This window comes from Mycobacterium sp. SMC-17 (assembly GCF_045310915.1).
In the GTDB taxonomy this organism is placed as follows: domain Bacteria; phylum Actinomycetota; class Actinomycetes; order Mycobacteriales; family Mycobacteriaceae; genus Mycobacterium.
In genome coordinates this window covers 97,624-114,728 of the sequence record NZ_JBJIAK010000015.1, presented here as the reverse complement: position 1 = coordinate 114,728, position 17,105 = coordinate 97,624, and the positions used below count along the sequence as shown (strand labels likewise).

General features: G+C 67.4%; 20 protein-coding genes and 1 tRNA gene. 9 read left to right on the top strand and 12 right to left on the bottom strand.

The genetic code is table 11. The annotated features are described in order from the left end of the window. Positions 1–153: 153 nt before the first annotated feature. The 4 genes from mscL to ACJH7A_RS12490 form a co-directional block, all read right to left on the bottom strand. A complete protein-coding gene (gene mscL, locus ACJH7A_RS12505; RefSeq protein WP_064859516.1) occupies positions 154–522 on the bottom strand; it encodes a large-conductance mechanosensitive channel protein MscL in 369 nt (122 codons plus the stop codon). A gap of 141 nt (positions 523–663) precedes the next feature. Next, entirely contained in the window at positions 664–1,329 is a 666-nt protein-coding gene (locus ACJH7A_RS12500; RefSeq protein ID WP_061003897.1) for an SAF domain-containing protein, read from the bottom strand. A 63-nt stretch (positions 1,330–1,392) separates the two neighbouring features. Next, the gene (locus ACJH7A_RS12495; RefSeq protein ID WP_061003899.1) at positions 1,393–1,710 is read right to left on the bottom strand and encodes an FmdB family zinc ribbon protein; all 318 of its coding nucleotides are present in this window, start codon (positions 1,708–1,710) and stop codon (positions 1,393–1,395) included. A 267-nt stretch (positions 1,711–1,977) separates the two neighbouring features. Further along, entirely contained in the window at positions 1,978–2,550 is a 573-nt protein-coding gene (locus ACJH7A_RS12490; RefSeq protein WP_064859513.1) for a 5-formyltetrahydrofolate cyclo-ligase, read from the bottom strand. Positions 2,551–2,709: 159 nt separating this feature from the next. On the opposite strand from ACJH7A_RS12490, the gene ACJH7A_RS12485 reads away from it, so the two are divergent. The 6 genes from ACJH7A_RS12485 to hchA all read left to right on the top strand — a co-directional run bounded on the left by ACJH7A_RS12485 (position 2,710) and on the right by hchA (position 8,070). Further along, positions 2,710–3,600: a UTP--glucose-1-phosphate uridylyltransferase gene (locus tag ACJH7A_RS12485; protein ID WP_406784555.1), complete on the top strand. Its 891-nt coding sequence runs from the start codon at positions 2,710–2,712 to the stop codon at positions 3,598–3,600. A gap of 86 nt (positions 3,601–3,686) precedes the next feature. Next, positions 3,687–4,925: a gephyrin-like molybdotransferase Glp gene (gene glp / locus ACJH7A_RS12480; RefSeq protein ID WP_133427929.1), complete on the top strand. Its 1,239-nt coding sequence runs from the start codon at positions 3,687–3,689 to the stop codon at positions 4,923–4,925. Positions 4,926–4,928: 3 nt separating this feature from the next. Next, positions 4,929–5,582: a GNAT family N-acetyltransferase gene (locus tag ACJH7A_RS12475; protein WP_406802071.1), complete on the top strand. Its 654-nt coding sequence runs from the start codon at positions 4,929–4,931 to the stop codon at positions 5,580–5,582. A gap of 182 nt (positions 5,583–5,764) precedes the next feature. Beyond that, positions 5,765–6,949 (top strand): gephyrin-like molybdotransferase receptor GlpR, encoded by a 1,185-nt coding sequence (glpR, locus tag ACJH7A_RS12470; protein ID WP_406802070.1) that lies wholly within the window; start codon positions 5,765–5,767, stop codon positions 6,947–6,949. A 48-nt stretch (positions 6,950–6,997) separates the two neighbouring features. Beyond that, a tRNA-Ala gene (locus tag ACJH7A_RS12465) sits at positions 6,998–7,070 on the top strand. 124 nt (positions 7,071–7,194) lie between these two features. After that, entirely contained in the window at positions 7,195–8,070 is an 876-nt protein-coding gene (gene hchA, locus ACJH7A_RS12460) for a glyoxalase III HchA (protein WP_406802069.1), read from the top strand. Positions 8,071–8,097: 27 nt separating this feature from the next. Here the strand turns inward: hchA and ACJH7A_RS12455 are convergent, their stop codons facing one another. The 7 genes from ACJH7A_RS12455 to ACJH7A_RS12425 all read right to left on the bottom strand — a co-directional run bounded on the left by ACJH7A_RS12455 (position 8,098) and on the right by ACJH7A_RS12425 (position 13,591). Continuing rightward, positions 8,098–8,358, bottom strand: coding sequence for an SHOCT domain-containing protein (locus ACJH7A_RS12455; RefSeq protein WP_406802068.1), 261 nt, complete (start codon positions 8,356–8,358; stop codon positions 8,098–8,100). 120 nt (positions 8,359–8,478) lie between these two features. Beyond that, positions 8,479–9,720 (bottom strand): MgtC/SapB family protein, encoded by a 1,242-nt coding sequence (locus ACJH7A_RS12450; RefSeq protein WP_406802067.1) that lies wholly within the window; start codon positions 9,718–9,720, stop codon positions 8,479–8,481. Between the two features lie 14 nt (positions 9,721–9,734). Beyond that, positions 9,735–10,532 carry an enoyl-CoA hydratase/isomerase family protein gene (locus ACJH7A_RS12445; RefSeq protein ID WP_073694359.1) on the bottom strand — a complete coding sequence of 266 codons (798 nt, stop codon included), beginning with the start codon at positions 10,530–10,532 and terminating at the stop codon, positions 9,735–9,737. Between the two features lie 69 nt (positions 10,533–10,601). Then, positions 10,602–11,516 carry a lysophospholipid acyltransferase family protein gene (locus ACJH7A_RS12440; RefSeq protein WP_406802066.1) on the bottom strand — a complete coding sequence of 305 codons (915 nt, stop codon included), beginning with the start codon at positions 11,514–11,516 and terminating at the stop codon, positions 10,602–10,604. A gap of 55 nt (positions 11,517–11,571) precedes the next feature. Continuing rightward, complete coding sequence (locus tag ACJH7A_RS12435; RefSeq protein WP_406802065.1) at positions 11,572–12,954, bottom strand: MFS transporter; 1,383 nt, start codon at positions 12,952–12,954, stop codon at positions 11,572–11,574. 29 nt (positions 12,955–12,983) lie between these two features. Continuing rightward, entirely contained in the window at positions 12,984–13,214 is a 231-nt protein-coding gene (locus ACJH7A_RS12430) for a WhiB family transcriptional regulator (protein WP_073694361.1), read from the bottom strand. Positions 13,215–13,339: 125 nt separating this feature from the next. After that, a complete protein-coding gene (locus ACJH7A_RS12425; RefSeq protein ID WP_073694427.1) occupies positions 13,340–13,591 on the bottom strand; it encodes a type B 50S ribosomal protein L31 in 252 nt (83 codons plus the stop codon). Positions 13,592–13,738: 147 nt separating this feature from the next. Between ACJH7A_RS12425 and ACJH7A_RS12420 the strand changes: the two genes are divergently transcribed. Then, positions 13,739–14,737 carry a GNAT family N-acetyltransferase gene (locus tag ACJH7A_RS12420; RefSeq protein ID WP_073694362.1) on the top strand — a complete coding sequence of 333 codons (999 nt, stop codon included), beginning with the start codon at positions 13,739–13,741 and terminating at the stop codon, positions 14,735–14,737. Further along, positions 14,737–15,573, top strand: coding sequence for a shikimate 5-dehydrogenase (locus tag ACJH7A_RS12415; protein WP_406802064.1), 837 nt, complete (start codon positions 14,737–14,739; stop codon positions 15,571–15,573). The genes ACJH7A_RS12420 and ACJH7A_RS12415 overlap by 1 nt, the downstream gene beginning before the upstream one ends. Before the next feature lie 3 nt (positions 15,574–15,576). Here ACJH7A_RS12415 and ACJH7A_RS12410 read toward each other — a convergent pair whose 3' ends face one another. Then, positions 15,577–16,281, bottom strand: a complete 705-nt coding sequence (locus ACJH7A_RS12410) for an LpqN/LpqT family lipoprotein (RefSeq protein ID WP_073694364.1) — start codon at positions 16,279–16,281, stop codon at positions 15,577–15,579. Between the two features lie 149 nt (positions 16,282–16,430). Here ACJH7A_RS12410 and ACJH7A_RS12405 point away from each other — a divergent pair, with 149 nt between their 5' ends. Beyond that, positions 16,431–17,096, top strand: coding sequence for a DUF5642 family protein (locus tag ACJH7A_RS12405; RefSeq protein WP_406802063.1), 666 nt, complete (start codon positions 16,431–16,433; stop codon positions 17,094–17,096). Positions 17,097–17,105 lie beyond the last annotated feature (9 nt).

The window sequence follows — 17,105 nt, the reverse complement described above, 5'->3', positions numbered from 1 at the left end:
CCGTCAGACGGCGATCAACACACCGAAACGGAGGTCGCCTGAAACACCCCGATCCACAGGTATTGACAATTGCTCGGCCCTCGCGGCTTAAGCTCCCTACGTCAGGGTCCAACTTTCGGGGACCACTTCAGGCCGGGGGCTTTGTCGTATCCGCTACTTGTTGCCGAGCAGGTCGCGGATTTCCTTCAGAAGTTCGACTTCCTCCTTGATGGCGTCTTCCTTGGCCGCGCGGAACTTGCTGTACGGCAGCACAACCACGAAGTAGATGACGGCGGCCACCAGGACGAAGTTGATCGTCGCGCTCAAGACCGCGTTCAGGTCCATGTAGTTGTCGCCGAGCAGGTGGATCCGCAGGACCCCGTACGAGTGGTCGCCGCCGGCACCGATGCTGGAGATCAACGGCTGGATCACCTGGTCGGTGAACGCCTTCACCAGCGTGGTGAACGCGGCGCCGATCACGACGGCGACCGCCAGATCGACGATGTTCCCCTGTGCGAGAAACTCTTTGAAGCCCTTAAGCATGACTGCCCTCCCTGTGATACGGCCTGTACCCACGAACGGTAAGACCGACCTGAGCATCGTGCAGGAGTCGGCGGCCGGACGATCGCAACAGATGCGTACTGGTGACGAAATCGAAATCAGCCGTGCGGCAAATTTCGCGGATCAGTGCAGAGTGACGGTGATGGCCCGGTGCAGCGCCGCGCCCGCGACGACATTGGCGCTGTGCCGCGGCAGGGCGACGAGTACGACGCGTTCGTCGGCGCTCGTCGGTGACTTGCGCCGTTCGGACACCAGCACCACCCGCGCGTCGGTGGCGATCACCTCGGCCGGCGATTGATCGGCTGTCGTGCCGGCGTTCTCCGGTCCGGCCAGGACGTCGACCACGTCGCCTGCGCGCAGCAGGTCCGGGAGCGCGGCGTCCGCCAGATGCAGTGGTACCATGCGCGCGTCGGGCCCGGCGGCGGCGACGGTGAGCCGGGAACCGAGTATCCGCACGTCGGTGATGACCTCGCCGCGTCGCGCTGGGGCGGCCAGCGTCGAGCCGACGACGGCGCTGGATTCGCGCAGTGCGCCGTCGGGAATGCCTGGCGCGGAACGGGATTCGACGACGACGTCGTCTGCCGTCAAGGCTGAGCCGGGGGACAGGTCATGCGCGGCGACGACGACGGCGACCTGTCCGTCCGCGGGGTCCGGCCGAAATTCGATGACGGCCGCGAGGACCACCAACATCCCTGCGGCGGCGCGGCGCGCGGCCGTGGTCCTGGTCCAGTCGGGCCGCAGCTTGTGTGTCAGTCGGCCGATCAACGGCGCATCGAGCGAATCCCCCATGCCGTAACGGTAGGGATTCTGTGCGGGAAACACAGGCCGGAACGCTTCCGGCCTGTGGATAACTCAGTTGGACGCGGCGGCGGCCGGCGCGGCCGACTTCGTGCTGCTGCTCGACGAGGACGACGAGGACGACGAAGACGAGTCCGACGAGCTGGAGCTCGACTCGCTCTTTGCGGGAGCGGCCGCGGTGCTGGAGCTCTTCGAATCGCGGTTGTCGGTGCGGTAGAAGCCGCTGCCCTTGAAGACCACGCCGACGGAGCCGAACAGCTTGCGCAGCCGGCCGTGGCACTTCGGGCATTCGGTCAGCGCGTCATCGCTGAATGCCTGCACCGCGTCGAACCGGTTGTCGCACTCGGTACACGCGTAGGAATAGGTCGGCACGTAAACCTCCGAGGTCGTCAAACTTGTTAGCACTCTACCGGCTCAAGTGCCAAAACAGCTATTCGGTGCCGGGCATTCCCAGGCCGACAGGCCCGGTGGCCAGGTGGCAGGGGCAATCACGTCCGGGATGGCGGCGGGACACATAGCATTGTGCGCATGACTCGCATCATGACCAAGGGCGGCTGTGACAACCCGGACTGCACCTGTGAAAACTGCAACTGCGGATCGGGATGTACCTGCGGCAAGGACTGATCGTCTCCCTCAGCTTCAAACTCCCAGCGTGACCAGGCCCGCCCGCGGGGTCAGGGCATGCGTCATCGCGACGTCGTGCGGTTCGGCAGGTAGCGCCGGCAGCAGATCGTCGTCGTACACCACCGCCACGAGCAGCGCGTCCGCCGCGGCCAGCGAGAGCGACCGGTCGTAGAAGCCGGCGCCGCGGCCGAGGCGCACGCCCGCACGGTCGACGGCGAGCGCAGGGACCAGCACCACGCCGGCCTGCCGGATCGCATCGGGTGCAAGATGCGGCCCCGCCGGTTCGAGTAGTCCGAAGGACGCCTTCGTGAGATGCCCGGCGCGATACCAGCCCCAGCTCAGCGGGGCGTCGGGGTGCGTCACCGGCAACAACACCCGGGCACCGGCGTCGATCAGGGCGTCCAGCATCGCCGGCGAACCCGGTTCGGTGCCGATCGGGACATACGCGCACACCACGACGCCGGGGCTCACCAATTCGGGCGCCCGTCGCGCCAGCGCTTCGGCGTCCGCCTGCCTCTGCTCCGGCGTCAGGGCCCGCCGTCGATTCAGGATGGCGCTGCGCAGCTCACGCTTTCCCTCAGGGGTCACGGTTACCACCGTGTCATATTTGCTCGCCCGGTGTTGTACACCTGTCCAGGTAACGGCCACTTCGGCGTTGCCGCTGACCCCTGGAAGGTGCACCTTGGTAGGGCAGATCGAGGCATTGCCGTTATCGTGTGAACAATGACGACACAGACTTCAGTGCCGATGCCGCGTACCGCGGTGGTCCCGGCGGCTGGTCTGGGCACGCGTTTCCTGCCTGCCACCAAGACCGTGCCCAAGGAGTTGCTGCCGGTCGTCGACACCCCCGGCATCGAGCTGGTTGCTGCGGAAGCTGCCGACGCCGGCGGCGAGCGACTGGTCATCGTGACCTCGGAGGGCAAGGACGGCGTCGTTGCGCATTTCGTCGAGGACCTCATCCTCGAAGGAACGCTCGAGGCGCGCGGCAAGCACGTGGTGCTCGAGAAGGTGCGGCGCGCACCCGCATTGATCAAGGTGGAGTCGGTCGTGCAGGCCGAGCCCCTGGGCCTGGGCCACGCCGTCAGCTGCGTCGAGCCGGTGCTGCTGCCCGACGAGGATGCCATCGCGGTCCTGCTGCCCGACGATCTGGTGCTGCCGACCGGCGTGCTCGAGACCATGGCGAAGGTACGCGCCAAGCGTGGCGGCTCGGTGTTGTGCGCCATCGAGGTGCCCGAGGACGAGATCAGCGCCTACGGCGTGTTCGACGTCGAGACGGTGCCCGACGCGGCCAACCCGAATGTGCTGCGCGTCAAGGGCATGGTGGAGAAGCCGAAGGCCGAGGACGCCCCGTCGCCGTTCGCCGCGGCCGGTCGGTACATCCTGGACCGCGCCATCTTCGACGCGTTGCGGCGCGTGCAGAAGGGTGTCGGCGGCGAGATCCAGTTGACGGACGCCATCGCGCTCCTCATCGAGGACGGCCACCCCGTGCATGTGGTGGTGCACCGCGGGTCCCGACACGACCTGGGAAATCCCGGCGGCTACCTTAAAGCTGCGGTTGACTTTGCGTTGGAACGCGACGACTACGGCCCGGAATTGCGGCGTTGGTTGGTCGAGCGATTGGGTCTTGCCGAGCGCTGAGCGCCTGACACCGGCGGTACGGTTGGCCCGCACGTGCGCGAGCATGTGGTCAGCCACGGTGTGCGAGGTATGCAGAAAGGCGAGCTGTGCGTTCGGTTGAGGACCAGCAGGCCCGGGTTGCGGCTGCGGCGGTGGCACCGCGGCCGGTGCGGGTGGCGATAGCCGAAGCGCAGGGCCTGATGTGCGCCGAAGAGGTGGTCACCGAACGCCCGTTGCCCGGGTTCGATCAAGCCGCCATCGACGGCTATGCGGTGCGCAGCGTCGACGTCATTGGCGCGGATTCCGGCGGCGACGCCGACGTCACGCTGCCCGTGGTCTCGACCATCGCCGCCGGCGAACGAACCCCCACTCGCCTGCAGCCGCGGCAGGCCGCCCGGGTGCAGACCGGTGCGCCGATGCCCACGCTCGCCGACGCGGTGCTGCCGCTGCGCTGGACCGACGGCGGCGAATCGCGCGTGCGGGTCCTGCGCGGGGTGCGGTCCGGCGCCTACGTCCGTCGTACCGGGGACGACGTGCAGCCCGGCGACGTCGCGGTGCGTGCCGGCACCATCATCGGGCCGGCCCAGGTCGGACTCCTGGCGGCGGTGGGCCGCGAACGCGTGCTGGTCCACCCGCGGCCGCGGCTGACGGTCATCTCCGTCGGCGGCGAGCTCGTCGACATCTCCCGCACGCCCGGCAACGGCCAGGTCTATGACGTCAACTCCTATGCCTTGGCCGCCGCCGGGCGCGACGCCGGCGCCGAGGTGAACCGCGTCGGCATCGTGGATGCCGACCCCAAGACCCTGCGCGATGTGATCGAGGGCCAGCTGAGCCGGTCGGAAGTCGTGGTGATCGCGGGCGCTGTCGGCGGCGCGGCGGCCGAGGGCGTGCGCGCGGTGCTCGCCGAGCTGGGGGAGATGGAGGTCGCCCGGATCGCGATGCACCCCGGATCGGTGCAGGGTTTCGGCACGCTCGGCCGCGACGGCGTCCCGGTTTTCCTGCTGCCCGCGAACCCGGTGAGTGCGCTGGTGGTCTTCGAGGTGATGGTCCGTCCGTTGATCCGGATGTCGCTGGGCAAGCGGCAGCCGATGCGGCGCGTGGTGCCGGCTCGGACGTTGTCACCCATCTCGTCGGTGGTGGGGCGCAAGGGATTTCTGCGTGGCCAGTTGATGCGCGATCAGGACACCGGCGAGTACCTGGTGCAGGCGCTGGGCGGGGCCCCGGGCGCGTCGCACCTGCTGGCCACCCTCGCGGAGGCCAACTGCCTGGTGATCGTGCCGACCGAGGCCGAGCAGATTCGCACGGGCGAATCGGTCGACGTGGCCTTTCTTGCACAGCGTGGCTGATTCGTGAACCTGTTGCGTTCGAGTTCGATGCATCCTGGCTGGCCGCTGTCGGTCGGTCCGATCCGGGTGCATGCCGGGGTGGTGCGATTGCGGCCGGTGCGGTTGCGCGACGGCCCGGTGTGGAGCCGGATGCGGCTGACCGACCGCGCGCACCTGGAGCCCTGGGAGCCCGTCGGCGAGGTGGATTGGACTGCGCGCCATGCTGTTTCGTCGTGGCCGGCACTGTGCTCGGGGCTGCGGGGCGAGGCCCGGCGCGGTCGCATGTTGCCGTATGTCATCGAGCTGGACGGTGAGTTCTGCGGGCAGCTGACCATCGGCAACGTCACGCACGGAGCGCTGCGGTCGGCGTGGATCGGGTACTGGGTGGCAAGCCGGTTCACCGGCGGAGGGATCGCGACGGCCGCGCTGGCGCTGGGCGTCGACCATGCCTTCGGCCCGGTCGGCCTGCACCGGATCGAGGCGACGGTGCGGCCGGAGAACGGTCCGAGCCGGTCGGTGCTGGCGCGTGTGGGCTTCCGCGAAGAGGGCCTGCTGCAGCGGTACCTGGAAGTCGACGGAGCCTGGCGCGACCATTTGCTGGTCGCGAAGACGGTGGAGGAGATGACGCAGTCAGCGTCATCGGCGCTGGTCAGGGATGGTCGAGCCACCTGGGTCTGAGCAATTCGTACCGTCGGCGCCGTGAAATGTGCGCAAATCGCAAATGAGTCTGTGTTGCAGATGTGACATAAGTGACTGATGTGCTTGTAAGTAGCGAATTACAGGTGTGTAATTGAACCTGGCGCGTCGGCTTCGGATGCGCTGGTCACGGACCTAATCTGATGGGGAAAGGAGCCGGCGACATGCCAAGCATCCCCCAATCCCTACTGTGGATATCCCTCGTCGTGTTGTGGCTTTTCGTGTTGGTGCCGATGTTGATCAGCAAGCGCGAAAACGTCCGCCGTACGAGCGATGTCGCGTTGGCGACCCGCGTGCTCAACACGCAGGGCAACAGCCGGCTGCGGCGCCGCAGTGGACCCGCCTCGGGGCACTACAGCGACCCGCACTGGAAGCAGGACGAGGACTTCACCGCGTTCGAAGATGACTTCGCGCGCGGCGACGCGACGACCGATTCGATCCCGGTCGCCGACCCTGAAGCCGGTGCCCCGCGTGCGGTGGTACTGGCCGAACAGGTCGTCGTCGAGGAATCGGCGTATCTGGACGTCGAGGTCGTCGAGATGGACTCCGGTGCGCTGCCGATCGGCGCCTCCGGACGCATGAAGGTCGTTCCTGAGCCTGAAAGTCAGGAACAGCCAACGCTTTTCGATGACGTCGCGACGCCGACCATGGCGATCCGGACCATCTCCGAGGCCGACTTCGAGCCTGAGGAAGCGCTCACCGACGAGATGGCCGCGGCCGAGCCCGAGGCAGAGGCAGAGGCAGAGCCGACCACCGACGTTCATGAGGCGGTGGCGGCCGACGAGGCTGGCGAGACTGTGGAAGAGCCTCAGGCCGAAGCGGAGGACGGCACCGAGCACGACTACGAGTACGTCGACGACACGTCGGGTGTCGAGGCCGTGTCGGAGGACGAGCCGAAGCTGGCCGACTCGATGTCGCACGCCCGCCGCAACCGCTACGAGTCGAAGGCCGCCGTTGCGGCCGCCGAGCGCAAGTACCGCTTCCGCAGCCGGATGCTCTCGGGCATGGCGCTGGCCATCCTGTTCACCGGCATCGCGGCCTTCTCGCTGTCGCCGAGCATGTGGTGGGTCTGCGGCGCGGTCAGCGTCATCTCCGTGCTGTACCTGGCTTACCTGCGTCGTCAGACCCGCATCGAAGAGCAGCTGCGGCGCCGTCGTGCCCAGCGCATGATGCGGTCGCGGCACGGTGTGGAGAACACTCAGGACGAGGAGTTCGATGTCGTCCCTTCTAGGCTGCGGCGGCCAGGCGCCGTAGTGCTGGACATCGACGACGAGGACCCGATCTTCGAGCACCTGGAATATGCCCGGATGGCGCGCGACTATGACCTGCCCCGGGCGGCCGGGCAGTAACCGGTTTTCATGTGGCGGACCGGTACTGGTAGCCTTTGCTTCCGGTAAGGGGCTATAGCGCAGTTGGTAGCGCGTCTCGTTCGCATCGAGAAGGTCAGGGGTTCGATTCCCCTTAGCTCCACAGAGATTCAAATGGGGTCGGTGTCCACCGGCCCCATTTGTGCTTTCCGGACCTACCGCTCTGGCCGGGAAGTTCATAGGCTGGCTGGCGTCGCCCCACATCCCGACAACGTCAGGACATCCTCATGAGCGAATCCGAACTGAGCAAGTCCCCGACACCCGATCCGGCTGAGGACAACGCGTTCTTCCCCTCGGCGTACTCGTTGAGCCAATACACCTCGGACAAAACCGATTTCGGCGGTGTCCAGCACGCCGGCGCCTATACCGGCGGGCGGTGGAAGGTCCTGATGATCGCCACCGACGAGCGCTATCTGCTGATGGACAACGGCACCATGTTCTCCACCGGAAACCACCCCGTGGAGATGCTGCTGCCGCTGCATCACCTGATGGCCGCCGGGTTCGACGTCGACGTCGCCACCATCACGGGAAACCCGGCCAAGCTGGAGCTGTGGGCGATGCCCCGCAAGGACGACGCGGTGCTCAAGACGTACGAAGACCTCAAGCCGAAGCTCAAGGAGCCTCTGGCGCTGCGCGAAGTGATCGCGGACAGACTGGGCCCCGACTCCGACTACCTGGCGGTGTTCATCCCGGGTGGTCACGGTGTCGAGGTCGGCATCCCGTTCAGCCCCGAGGTCGGTCAGGTGCTCGACTGGGCACTGGAGAACGACAGATTCGTCATCACGCTCTGTCACGGGCCGGCCAGCCTGCTCGCGGCCGCGATCGGCAAGGAGGACTCGCCGTTCAAGGGCTACAGCATCTGCGTGTTCCCGGACGCGCTCGACAAGGGCCCCAACAAGGACATCGGCTACCTGCCCGGCGGGCTCCGGCTGTTCATCGCCGAGGCGCTCGAGAATCAAGGGCTGAAGGTGGTCAACGACCAGATGAGCGGGCAGGTCCACCAGGACCGGCGGCTGCTCACCGGGGACAGCCCACTGGCTTCGAACAACCTGGGTCTACTCGCTGCGGATGCATTGGTCGAGGCGGCGTCCGCAACGGTGTGACGGCTGCCGTGAGCTGGACCGTAGAGGTCACGTTCGCGCGTGTTCGCGGAGTACCGCCAGCCTCTCGCGGTACTCCGTTTCGGTGATGTCACCTTGTGCGTATCGCACCGCAAGTACCTGTCGAGCGTCGGCTTCGGCGGGGCCGGAGTACCAGGTCCTCTGTCCGCCGCCGACGCCGCGGACGAGTGCGATGAGACTGGCGACAACCAGTGCCCAGAACAGGAACATCCCGATTGCCATCGCCGCGTAACCCCAACCGCCCATGTCGTGGCCGTACCAGAACATCATGATGCGCTGCTCCTTCCGCTGCTGAGGACCATCGTCCCGCCGTGGACCGGCTCTTCGCTGGTGCCAAAGGGACAGCGGCGATGGGACTTTCGGCACCAGGTAGCCGGCCTGCACGCCCAGCTACGTCATCGTCAGGGCCAAGACAACGCCGAACACCAACGCCGGCGGCGTCATCCCGGCGAGAAACCGGAGCCCGAACCGTCGGCCTCCGGCAGTGAAAGCCAGCACTGTTTTGACGATGAGGTTGGAACCGAGCGCGGCCGCCACCGCGAGAAGCGCGGTATCGACGGTGATGTCACCCTTGGCAGCAAGGCTTGCGGCGGCAACCGAACCGGCGTGAGCGTCGGCCAAACCCGCGGCGAAGGCAGCGAGGACAGCGCCCTGGGTGCCGAGTACGTCGGCTCCCCATCGGCCGACGAGCAGCGCGAGGGTGAGCACTGCGGCCAGGATGAGCGCCGGCCGCAGGGCGAAAGGCCGGCTGGCCGAGGCGCGCTCGACGGGAGTGGTGGCGCTCTGGTCCGGCCGACCGGCGCCCTGGTAGACGACGGCGGCGATGACCACCAGCACGGCGGCACCGGCGGCCACCGGTGGCCACAGCCGACGGAGCACTTCGATGTCCACCACTGCGATCACGATGAGCAGCTGCACAAAGGTGGCCAGGCTGGCCAGCAAGGAAGCGGCCAGCGGGGCACGCAAGCTGGGTGTCGTGCGGCTCAGCCGCCCCATCGACGCCGTTGTCGCGCTCGCCGAGACGAACCCGCCCGCAATACCCGTGACGAGCAGTCCACGCTCCGGGCCCAGAGCTCGAACACCGATGTAACCCACCCACCCGATGCCGGTGAGCAGGACTACCAGCGTCCACACCTTCTCCGGATTGAGGACGCCGTAGGGCCCCAACCCGCGGTCCGGTAGCAGCGGGAGGATCACGAATGCGACGACGAGAAATTTGATCGCGTCTTCCAGTTCGACCTCGGTCATGATGTCGCGGGCGAAACGGTGGATGCGGTTCTTCGAGACGAGCAGGCCGGCGACGACGACGGCGAGGGCCACCGCCACTGCCGGACGGGAATAGGCCAGGGCGCCAAGGAGATACGCGACGAGCGCTGCTGTCGCCGTGGTCGTTCCGGGATCTTCTGCGCTGGTCCGGAAGTAGGCGAGCGCGATCAGGGCGCCGACGCCGAGAAATCCAACGACGATGACCCATTGGCCGAAACCTGCTGCGACCGCCCCAGCCAGCGACAGTAGCGCGAACGAGCGCGATCCGGCAGGGAGCTTGCGGGCATGGCTACGTTCGCGCTCGAGGCCGAGCAGTAGCCCGATGGCAAGCGCCACCAGAAAGGGCTCGATCTGCTGCCAGCTCACGACGGCTCCTGCACCTACTGCGCGGACGGGAACCGGGGCGGACGCTTCTCGCGCAGCGCCGTGTAACCCTCGACCACATCCGGGCCGAGGAACGTCAACATCTCGTAGGCCGCGGACTGGTCGAAGATGGGGCCGGCATTGCGGAGCCAGTTGTTCAGTGCGCGTTTGGTGAGCCGGATCGCCTGCTGCGCACCGGTGGCCAGATTGTCGGCGATGCGGAGCGCCTCGTCCAAAACCTGTTCGCGGGGAAGGGCTTTGGCGACCATGCCAATGCGCTCGGCCTCGATGCCGTCGATCATCTCGCCCGTCATGAGGTAGTACTTCGCCTTGGCGGTTCCGGCGAGCAACGGCCAGATGATCGCGGCGTGGTCGCCCGCGGCCACACCGAGTTTGACGTGGCCGTCGCCGATCTTGGCGTCCTCGGCGATGATCGCCACATCGGCCAGCAGCGCGGCCACGGCACCGGCGCCGACCGCGACGCCGTTGATGGCGGACACGATCGGCTTGTCGCAGTTGATCATGTTGTAGACCAGGTCGCTCATCTCGTCGAGCATGTGCGAGACGCGTTGGTAGTCGCCGGCCATGCGCTCGACCATGGCCAGGTCGCCGCCGGCGCTGAAGGCCTTGCCCGCTCCGGTGATCACGGCCACCCGGGTGTCCGGATCGGCCGCGACGTCCTTCCAGATGTTGGCCAGCTCGGCGTGCATGCCCTCATCGGCGGCGTTGTACTTCTCCGGCCGGTCGAGGGTGATCAGCAGGACCCCATTGTCACGGCGCGTCAGGGTCAGCTGCTGGTAATCGGTGAATGCCATCTCGCGAAGCCTTTCTGGTGCATGCGCCCGGTGGCAACCCACGTTACGGTTTCCCGACCGCCGCGAAGGTCAACCCGCGCGGACGACGGCCTCCGGCGGCTGGGCCGCCCGCGACCACGCCAGCGGATTCAGGTTCCGGTACGGATCGCCGGCCCGGACCTCCAGTAGGCTGGCCAGGATCTGTTCCAGCGCTTGCTGAGTCGTGGTCTTGACCGTCTCCACCCAGCGCGCGTGGTTGGTCCGGCCGGTGGGCGCCGTCGTGCTGATCGGCTCGCCGAACTCCAGGTACATGCGCTGCGGGCGGGGGATCAGCGTCGGCCCGATGCCGCGGACCAGCGGCATCGCCATGTCGGTCCGCCCGCCGAACCGCGCGCCGATGGACTGGCTGAGCCCGCCCAGCGTGCTGTCGCGCTCGACGAGAGGTTCGTAGACGTCGTCACTGCCGACCAGGCCGACGGGCACGATCGGGTAGCCGCTTTCGATGGCCACGCGGGCGAAACCGCTTCGCCCGTCCCATTTCAACTGGTACTCCTCGCCCTTGAACTTGGGCATCTCGCGCCCGCCGCCGGGGAACACCAGCACGGTCTCGTTGTGCCGCATGAGTTCTCGCGCGGTGTCGGGATGGCCGACGACGCCGCCGTACGCGGCGACGAGATCGCCGCCGAACCCCTTGGCCTGTGCCAGGCCCCGCTCGGCAAGCGGGCGCACCTGCACGCCGAGCTCGCGCCGGGTGTAGTACGGCATCAGCAGAATCTCGGCGAAGCCGAATGCGGTGTGATTGCCCACCAACAGAAATCGGCCGTCGCGGGGCAGTCGGTCCAGCCCGGTGACGTACGGCCGATACAGGTCGATCAACGGTTCGAGCGCATCGCCGGTGGCGCCCAGCATGTTTCGCAGTGCGCGGACCCGTTGCGGCGGATCCATGATGGCGGCGATTTCGTCGTCGGTGACAGTCGGCCGGCCCTGTGGCGGTCCGAATCCCATCGGTGCTCCCTCGGTGTCGTGGCGTTGTCACCAAGGTACCGACGATTTTGCTAGCTCAGCTAATAATTCCCTGTGAAGTTCGCAAGCGGGCCTTCCGGAGCACCGCCAGCCCGGCCGGCAGCAGCAGCGCCGCGATTACCAGCAGGATGCGTTCGATGCCCTCTGCCGTCGTGACGTGGTGGTGCTGAAGCACTTCCAGCACGGTTCCGGAGACTGCGACACCGACGCCCGCGAGGGTCACCAGCGCCGTGAGGGTGACGCCCGCTGCCTCGCCCGCGCGCTCGGGTGCGACGACTGTCTGCGTGGCGACCGTGGTGAAGGCGTACACCAGGCCCATGGTGAATCCGCAGACCGTCAATGCCACCAGGTACGGCGCCCAATGCCGCGAAACAGCAAGCCCGGCAAGCGATACCGCCGCCGCGGCGCACCCGGTACCCATGACGAGTACCGGTGGGAACCGGGCGCCGATGCGGCCCGACAGCACGCCGCCGAGTGCGGCGCCGGCCGAGGGGCCGAGGAACGCGATGCCGGCGGTCAGTGGACTGAGGCCGCGTACCAGCTGCAGGTTCAGCGTCGACAGGAACACTGTCACGGTGTAGGCGACGTTGGCGATGGTGCCCGCGACGACCAGGATGGTGAAGGTCGGGTTCCGCAGCAGCGCCAGGTTCACCAGCGGTGAGCGCACCCGTTGTTCCACGACGACGAATCCCGCCAGCACCACCACCGCGACGACGAACGCCGTCACCGTCTGGGGTGACAGCCATCCCCACGTCGGGGCCCGGTCGAAGGTGACCGTGAAAAGCCCGATGCCCGTGGTGATGAGGGCCAGGCCGCCGATATCGAGCCGGCGGTCTGCGGTCGCGTCGGAGCTCTCTGGAATGGTCATGGCTCCGATGAGCAGCGCGACGGCCGACAGCGGAACGAGCAGCAAGAAGATCGCGCGCCATCCCGGGGTCTCGGTCAGCAGGCCGCCCACCAATGGCCCGGCCGCGTTGCCCAGCCCGGCGATGCCGTAGGCCAATCCGATTGCCTGACTGGACTTTTCCGAGGAGAAAGCATTGGTGAGGGCGCTGACCGAGACCGGAAAGATGAAGGCGGCGCCGATACCCTGCAACGCCCGGAACCCGATGATCACGGCGGCCGTGGGTGCCAGTGCGCAGCCCACCGAGGCGATGCCGAACAGGGCGATACCGCCGAGCAGCGCGCGGCGACGGCCGAAGATGTCACCGATGCGGCCGGCCGGGACCATGAAGGCGCCGAGGGTCAGCATGTAGATGCTGACGACCCACTGCAGATCGGTTGTCGTAGAGCCCAAGTCGGCGGCCATGCGGGGCAGCGCCAGATTCATGGCGAAGTAGTCGAGTTGCACACAGAACAGCGCCGTGGAGACCGCCGCGAGGATCCATCGCGAGCGCACGCGATCAACCGGGGGGATCACGCGTCGACGATACGGCGCGCGGGGTTGAACTACGGCCGAATCGGCGACCCCCGCAGCGCGGCTCGTTCCTTCGGTGTCGTCGCACCCCAGATACCGTAGGGCTCCTCGGCCTCCAGGGCATGACCGAGGCAATCGCGTTGCACCGGGCAGCGGTGGCAGATCTGCTTGGCGTGTTCTTCGTGGGCGGCCCGCCGGGCACCGCGGTCGTCGTCGCCGGTGTAGAACACCTCGGCCGGCAGGCCGCGGCAACTGGCGTGCAACTGCCAGTCCCAGGCCGCGGTCGTGGCCGCGCCCCGGCTGTGGGCCCCGGGGCGCGGGCGGTGTCGGGTGGTCCTTGGTGGAGAGGCGAATATCTCAACGGGGCAAGGGGATACCCGCGGCAATGTCATCGGCCGTACTTGCGATTGAACTTCTCGACGCGTCCGGCGGTGTCCAGGATTTGCCGCTTGCCGGTCCACACCGGGTGTGAGTCCGACGTGATGTCGACGACGATGAGGGGGTAGGTGTGAATCCCGTCGGCGGTCCGCCACTCGATGGTTCGCGAGCTCGTGGCGGTGGAGCGGGTCAGGAATGTCCGTCCGGTCGTGGCGTCCTGGAAGACGACATGGTGGTAGTCGGGGTGAATGCCGGTTTTCATGGGTACCTCCGTCAACCAGGTGAAAATCATTGTCATTAAGGCGTGGCCGACGATACCCGACGCAAGCAGGCTTGTCGAAAACTGTTTTCAATAAGGGGCGTCCCAACGGCACCACACGGCGTCCCGTCCGCCGGTAACGTTTGCACCGTGCCGGAATCGACGACGGATGAGCTGGCTTCGCTGGGGTTCTTCGCCAGTTGCCACCGAGCGGATCTCGACCGGCTCGCGCCCCTTCTGCGCCCGCTGACAGCCGAACCCGGCAAGGTGCTGATGACGCAGGGCGAAGTCGCGTCGTCGTTCATTCTGATCAGCTCCGGCAGTGTCCGGGTGACGCATGCCGCGCCCGACGGCGAACTCATCGTCCACAACATCGGCCCGGGCCTGATCGTCGGTGAGATCGCGCTGCTGCGGGGTGGTACCCGCAACGCCACGGTGGTGGTCACAGAACCGCTGGCCGGCTGGACCGGCGGGCATGACGCACTGACGGCCATGCTCGACGTGCCCTGTATGGCCGAACGCCTCGTGCGTACGGCACGCCAGCGGCTCGCGGAGTTCATCACGCCGCTTCCGGTGAAGCTGAGCGACGGTAGCCAGATGTACCTGCGGCCCGTGCTGCCGGGCGATAACCCGCGCGTGCGCCAGGGGCCCGTCGAGTTCTCGACCGAGACCATGTACCGCCGATTCCAGACCGCTTACCAGCCCAGCCCGGCACTGATGGCCTACCTGTTCGAGGTCGACTATGTGGACCATTTCGTCTGGGTGCTGACCGACGGTGTGGACGGACCCGACGGGCCGATGGTCGCCGACGCGAGATTCGTTCGGCTGCACGAGAATCCGACCGTCGCCGAAGTGGCCTTCATGGTCGGCGACGACTATCAGGGCAAAGGCATCGGGACTTTCCTCATGGATGCGCTGGTGCCGGCCGCTCGGGGCTCAGGCATCGAGCGGTTCGCGGCACGGGTGCTGTCCGACAACTTTCCGATGCGCAAGATTCTCGAACACTACGGTGCGACCTGGGAGCGGGATGACCGCAACATGATCGTCACCGAGTTCGACGTCCCGGCGCCCGACCAATTGGCGTTGTCGCACAAGCAGTATCGCGACATCTACACCCTGGCGCAGCATGTGATCAAGGCGGTCGGCTGATGACGGAATCGTTGTACTCCGGGCGTCCGCTGCTGAACAAGGACACTGCGGTGTGCATCTCGCTGGCTGCCCGGCCGAGCAACATCGGCACCCGCTTCCACAACTACCTCTACAACGAGCTCAGCCTGGATTTCATCTACAAGGCTTTCACCACGACGGACATCGTCGCGGCGATCGGCGGGGTCCGGGCCCTGGGCATTCGCGGCTGTTCGGTGTCCATGCCGTTCAAAGAAGACGTCATCGCGCTGGTCGATGAGCTGGAAGAGTCTGCGCGCGTGATCAATTCGGTGAACACCATCGTCAACGACGGGGGCCGGCTCACCGCGTGCAACACCGACTACCTCGCGATCGCCCGGCTCATCGACGAGCACGGCCTGGACCCGGGCTCATCACTGCTCATTCGCGGCAGCGGCGGGATGGCCAGCGCCGTCGCAGCGGCGTTCCGGGACAAGGGATTTCAGTCCGGCACCATCGTGGCCCGCAACCAGGAGACGGGCGGCCGGCTGGCCGACCGGCTCGGCTACCGCTACGCGGCCGACGCGTCAGGCGGCGCCAACATCGTCGTCAACGTCACCCCGATCGGGATGGCGGGTGGCGCCGAAGCCGACGACCTGTCCTTCGAACCCGAGGTTATTGCCAAGGCGCGCACGGCGTTCGACGTGGTGGCCCTGCCGTCGGAGACCCCGCTGGTGCGCGCGGCGCGTGCTGCCGGGGTTCCGGTGATCACCGGTGCGGAGGTCATCGCGCTGCAGGCCGCCGAACAGTTCGAGCGGTATACCGGCGTGCGGCCGACTGCCGAGCAGGTGGCCGCGGCGTCGGCGTTCTCCCGCGCCTGAAACTCAGGGTGTGGTGATCGCCAGTGACTTGTCGATCGCCGACGTGGCATCCATCAGCGGCCCGATGGTCTCCCGGGTGCCGTTGGCGTTGATCTGCAGGACGATCACGCCGTCCTTGACCGGGATGGCTGCCGTCTTCTGGGCCATCAGCCGGTCCTTGCCGTCTTGCGTGTACATGCCGCCGACCTGACATGCCTTGTAGCCGGCGAGCTTGGCGTCGCAGTTGGTGCCGGCGTCCTGCCAATTGTGCAGGTTCTGCAGCTCGCCCGGTGCGTACTGCAGCACCTCGTCCGCATTGCCGCCAGGCAACTTCGAGATCAGCACAATGATGGTCGGTGGGTCGGCCTTCACCGCCGGGTCATCGAATTTGCTTGCGCTCCAAGCCCATTTCGGGGTCAGCGGGCCGGCGTCCACCCAGCCCTGCGGGAGCGGCATGGTCAGCGTCGGCGCCCCCGGGTCACCGGGATGCAGCTGCTGCTCGGTGATGTTCTTCTCGTGCAGGTAGTCCCGGATGGTCTTCTTCGGCGCGGCCGGTGCGGCCGGTGCGCCCGGCGCCGAAGACGACGGTGCCGCTGCGGCACTGGTGCTCGTGGCACTGCTCGACGAGGACGACGAAGGAGCGGGTTTCGAGTCCGAGTTGCACGCACTCGCTCCCAGCGCGGTCACTGTCACGGCCAGCGCAACGCCGGCAACCCTCATCGGCAACATTTCCGTCTCCTGTCGTTCGGTTGCAGACTACGGGGCGGACGCGGCCGGAGAGGCAAGCTTTCGCGCTATGCCACCCCGAGCAAAACACGCTTCGGCGTGGCGGCGGGCATTGTCGGGGGTCGGCGCGTCTGCCGTGCTATCAACAGCAAATGCGCGCAGTGGCGTGGTCGGTGGCGGTTCTGCTGTGCGCCGCGTGCGGGTCGACGACCCCGCCCACGCGGCCCACCACCCCGGCGGCCGCGAAACCCGCCGATCCTGCCGCGATCGGCCGGATGCGCCAACACCTCCCCAAAAACCTACAGGGCTACGAGTTCGGGGCGTTGCCGGCGCCCGCTGTCCCGACAACCTTCTGGGGCATGTCCGCGGGGTCGGCCGCCGACCCGCCGGACTGCGCAGCGCTGATGGCCGCACCGGCCGACGGTGTTCGTGGCTGGTCGGCGTCAGGGCCGGGCGGCATCGTGTACGCGACCGCGGCGCCGGCGGCACCCGCGCTCGCCGGCGGTTGCGATACCTGGACGCTCAGCACCGCCAGGGCCCGGGCGGCCGTCGACCTCACCGACGCGCCCCAGGTCGCCGACGCCCGGACGCTGGGCATGACGGCGCACATCACCACCAGTGTCGAGAACGGCGCGCAAACCCATTCGCAGGCAACGACTCTGATCGCCTACGTCGATACGCTGGCGGTTTCGGTCACCATGGTGACCGATCCGGGGGCTGTCGCGCCCGCGCTGCCCGCGGATCTCCCGGCGACGTTGTTGGACGCGGCCGTGCGGTCGGTGCGGGGCATCCCGGCCGTGGACGGGTCGGCCCGGTAGATTCGCCAC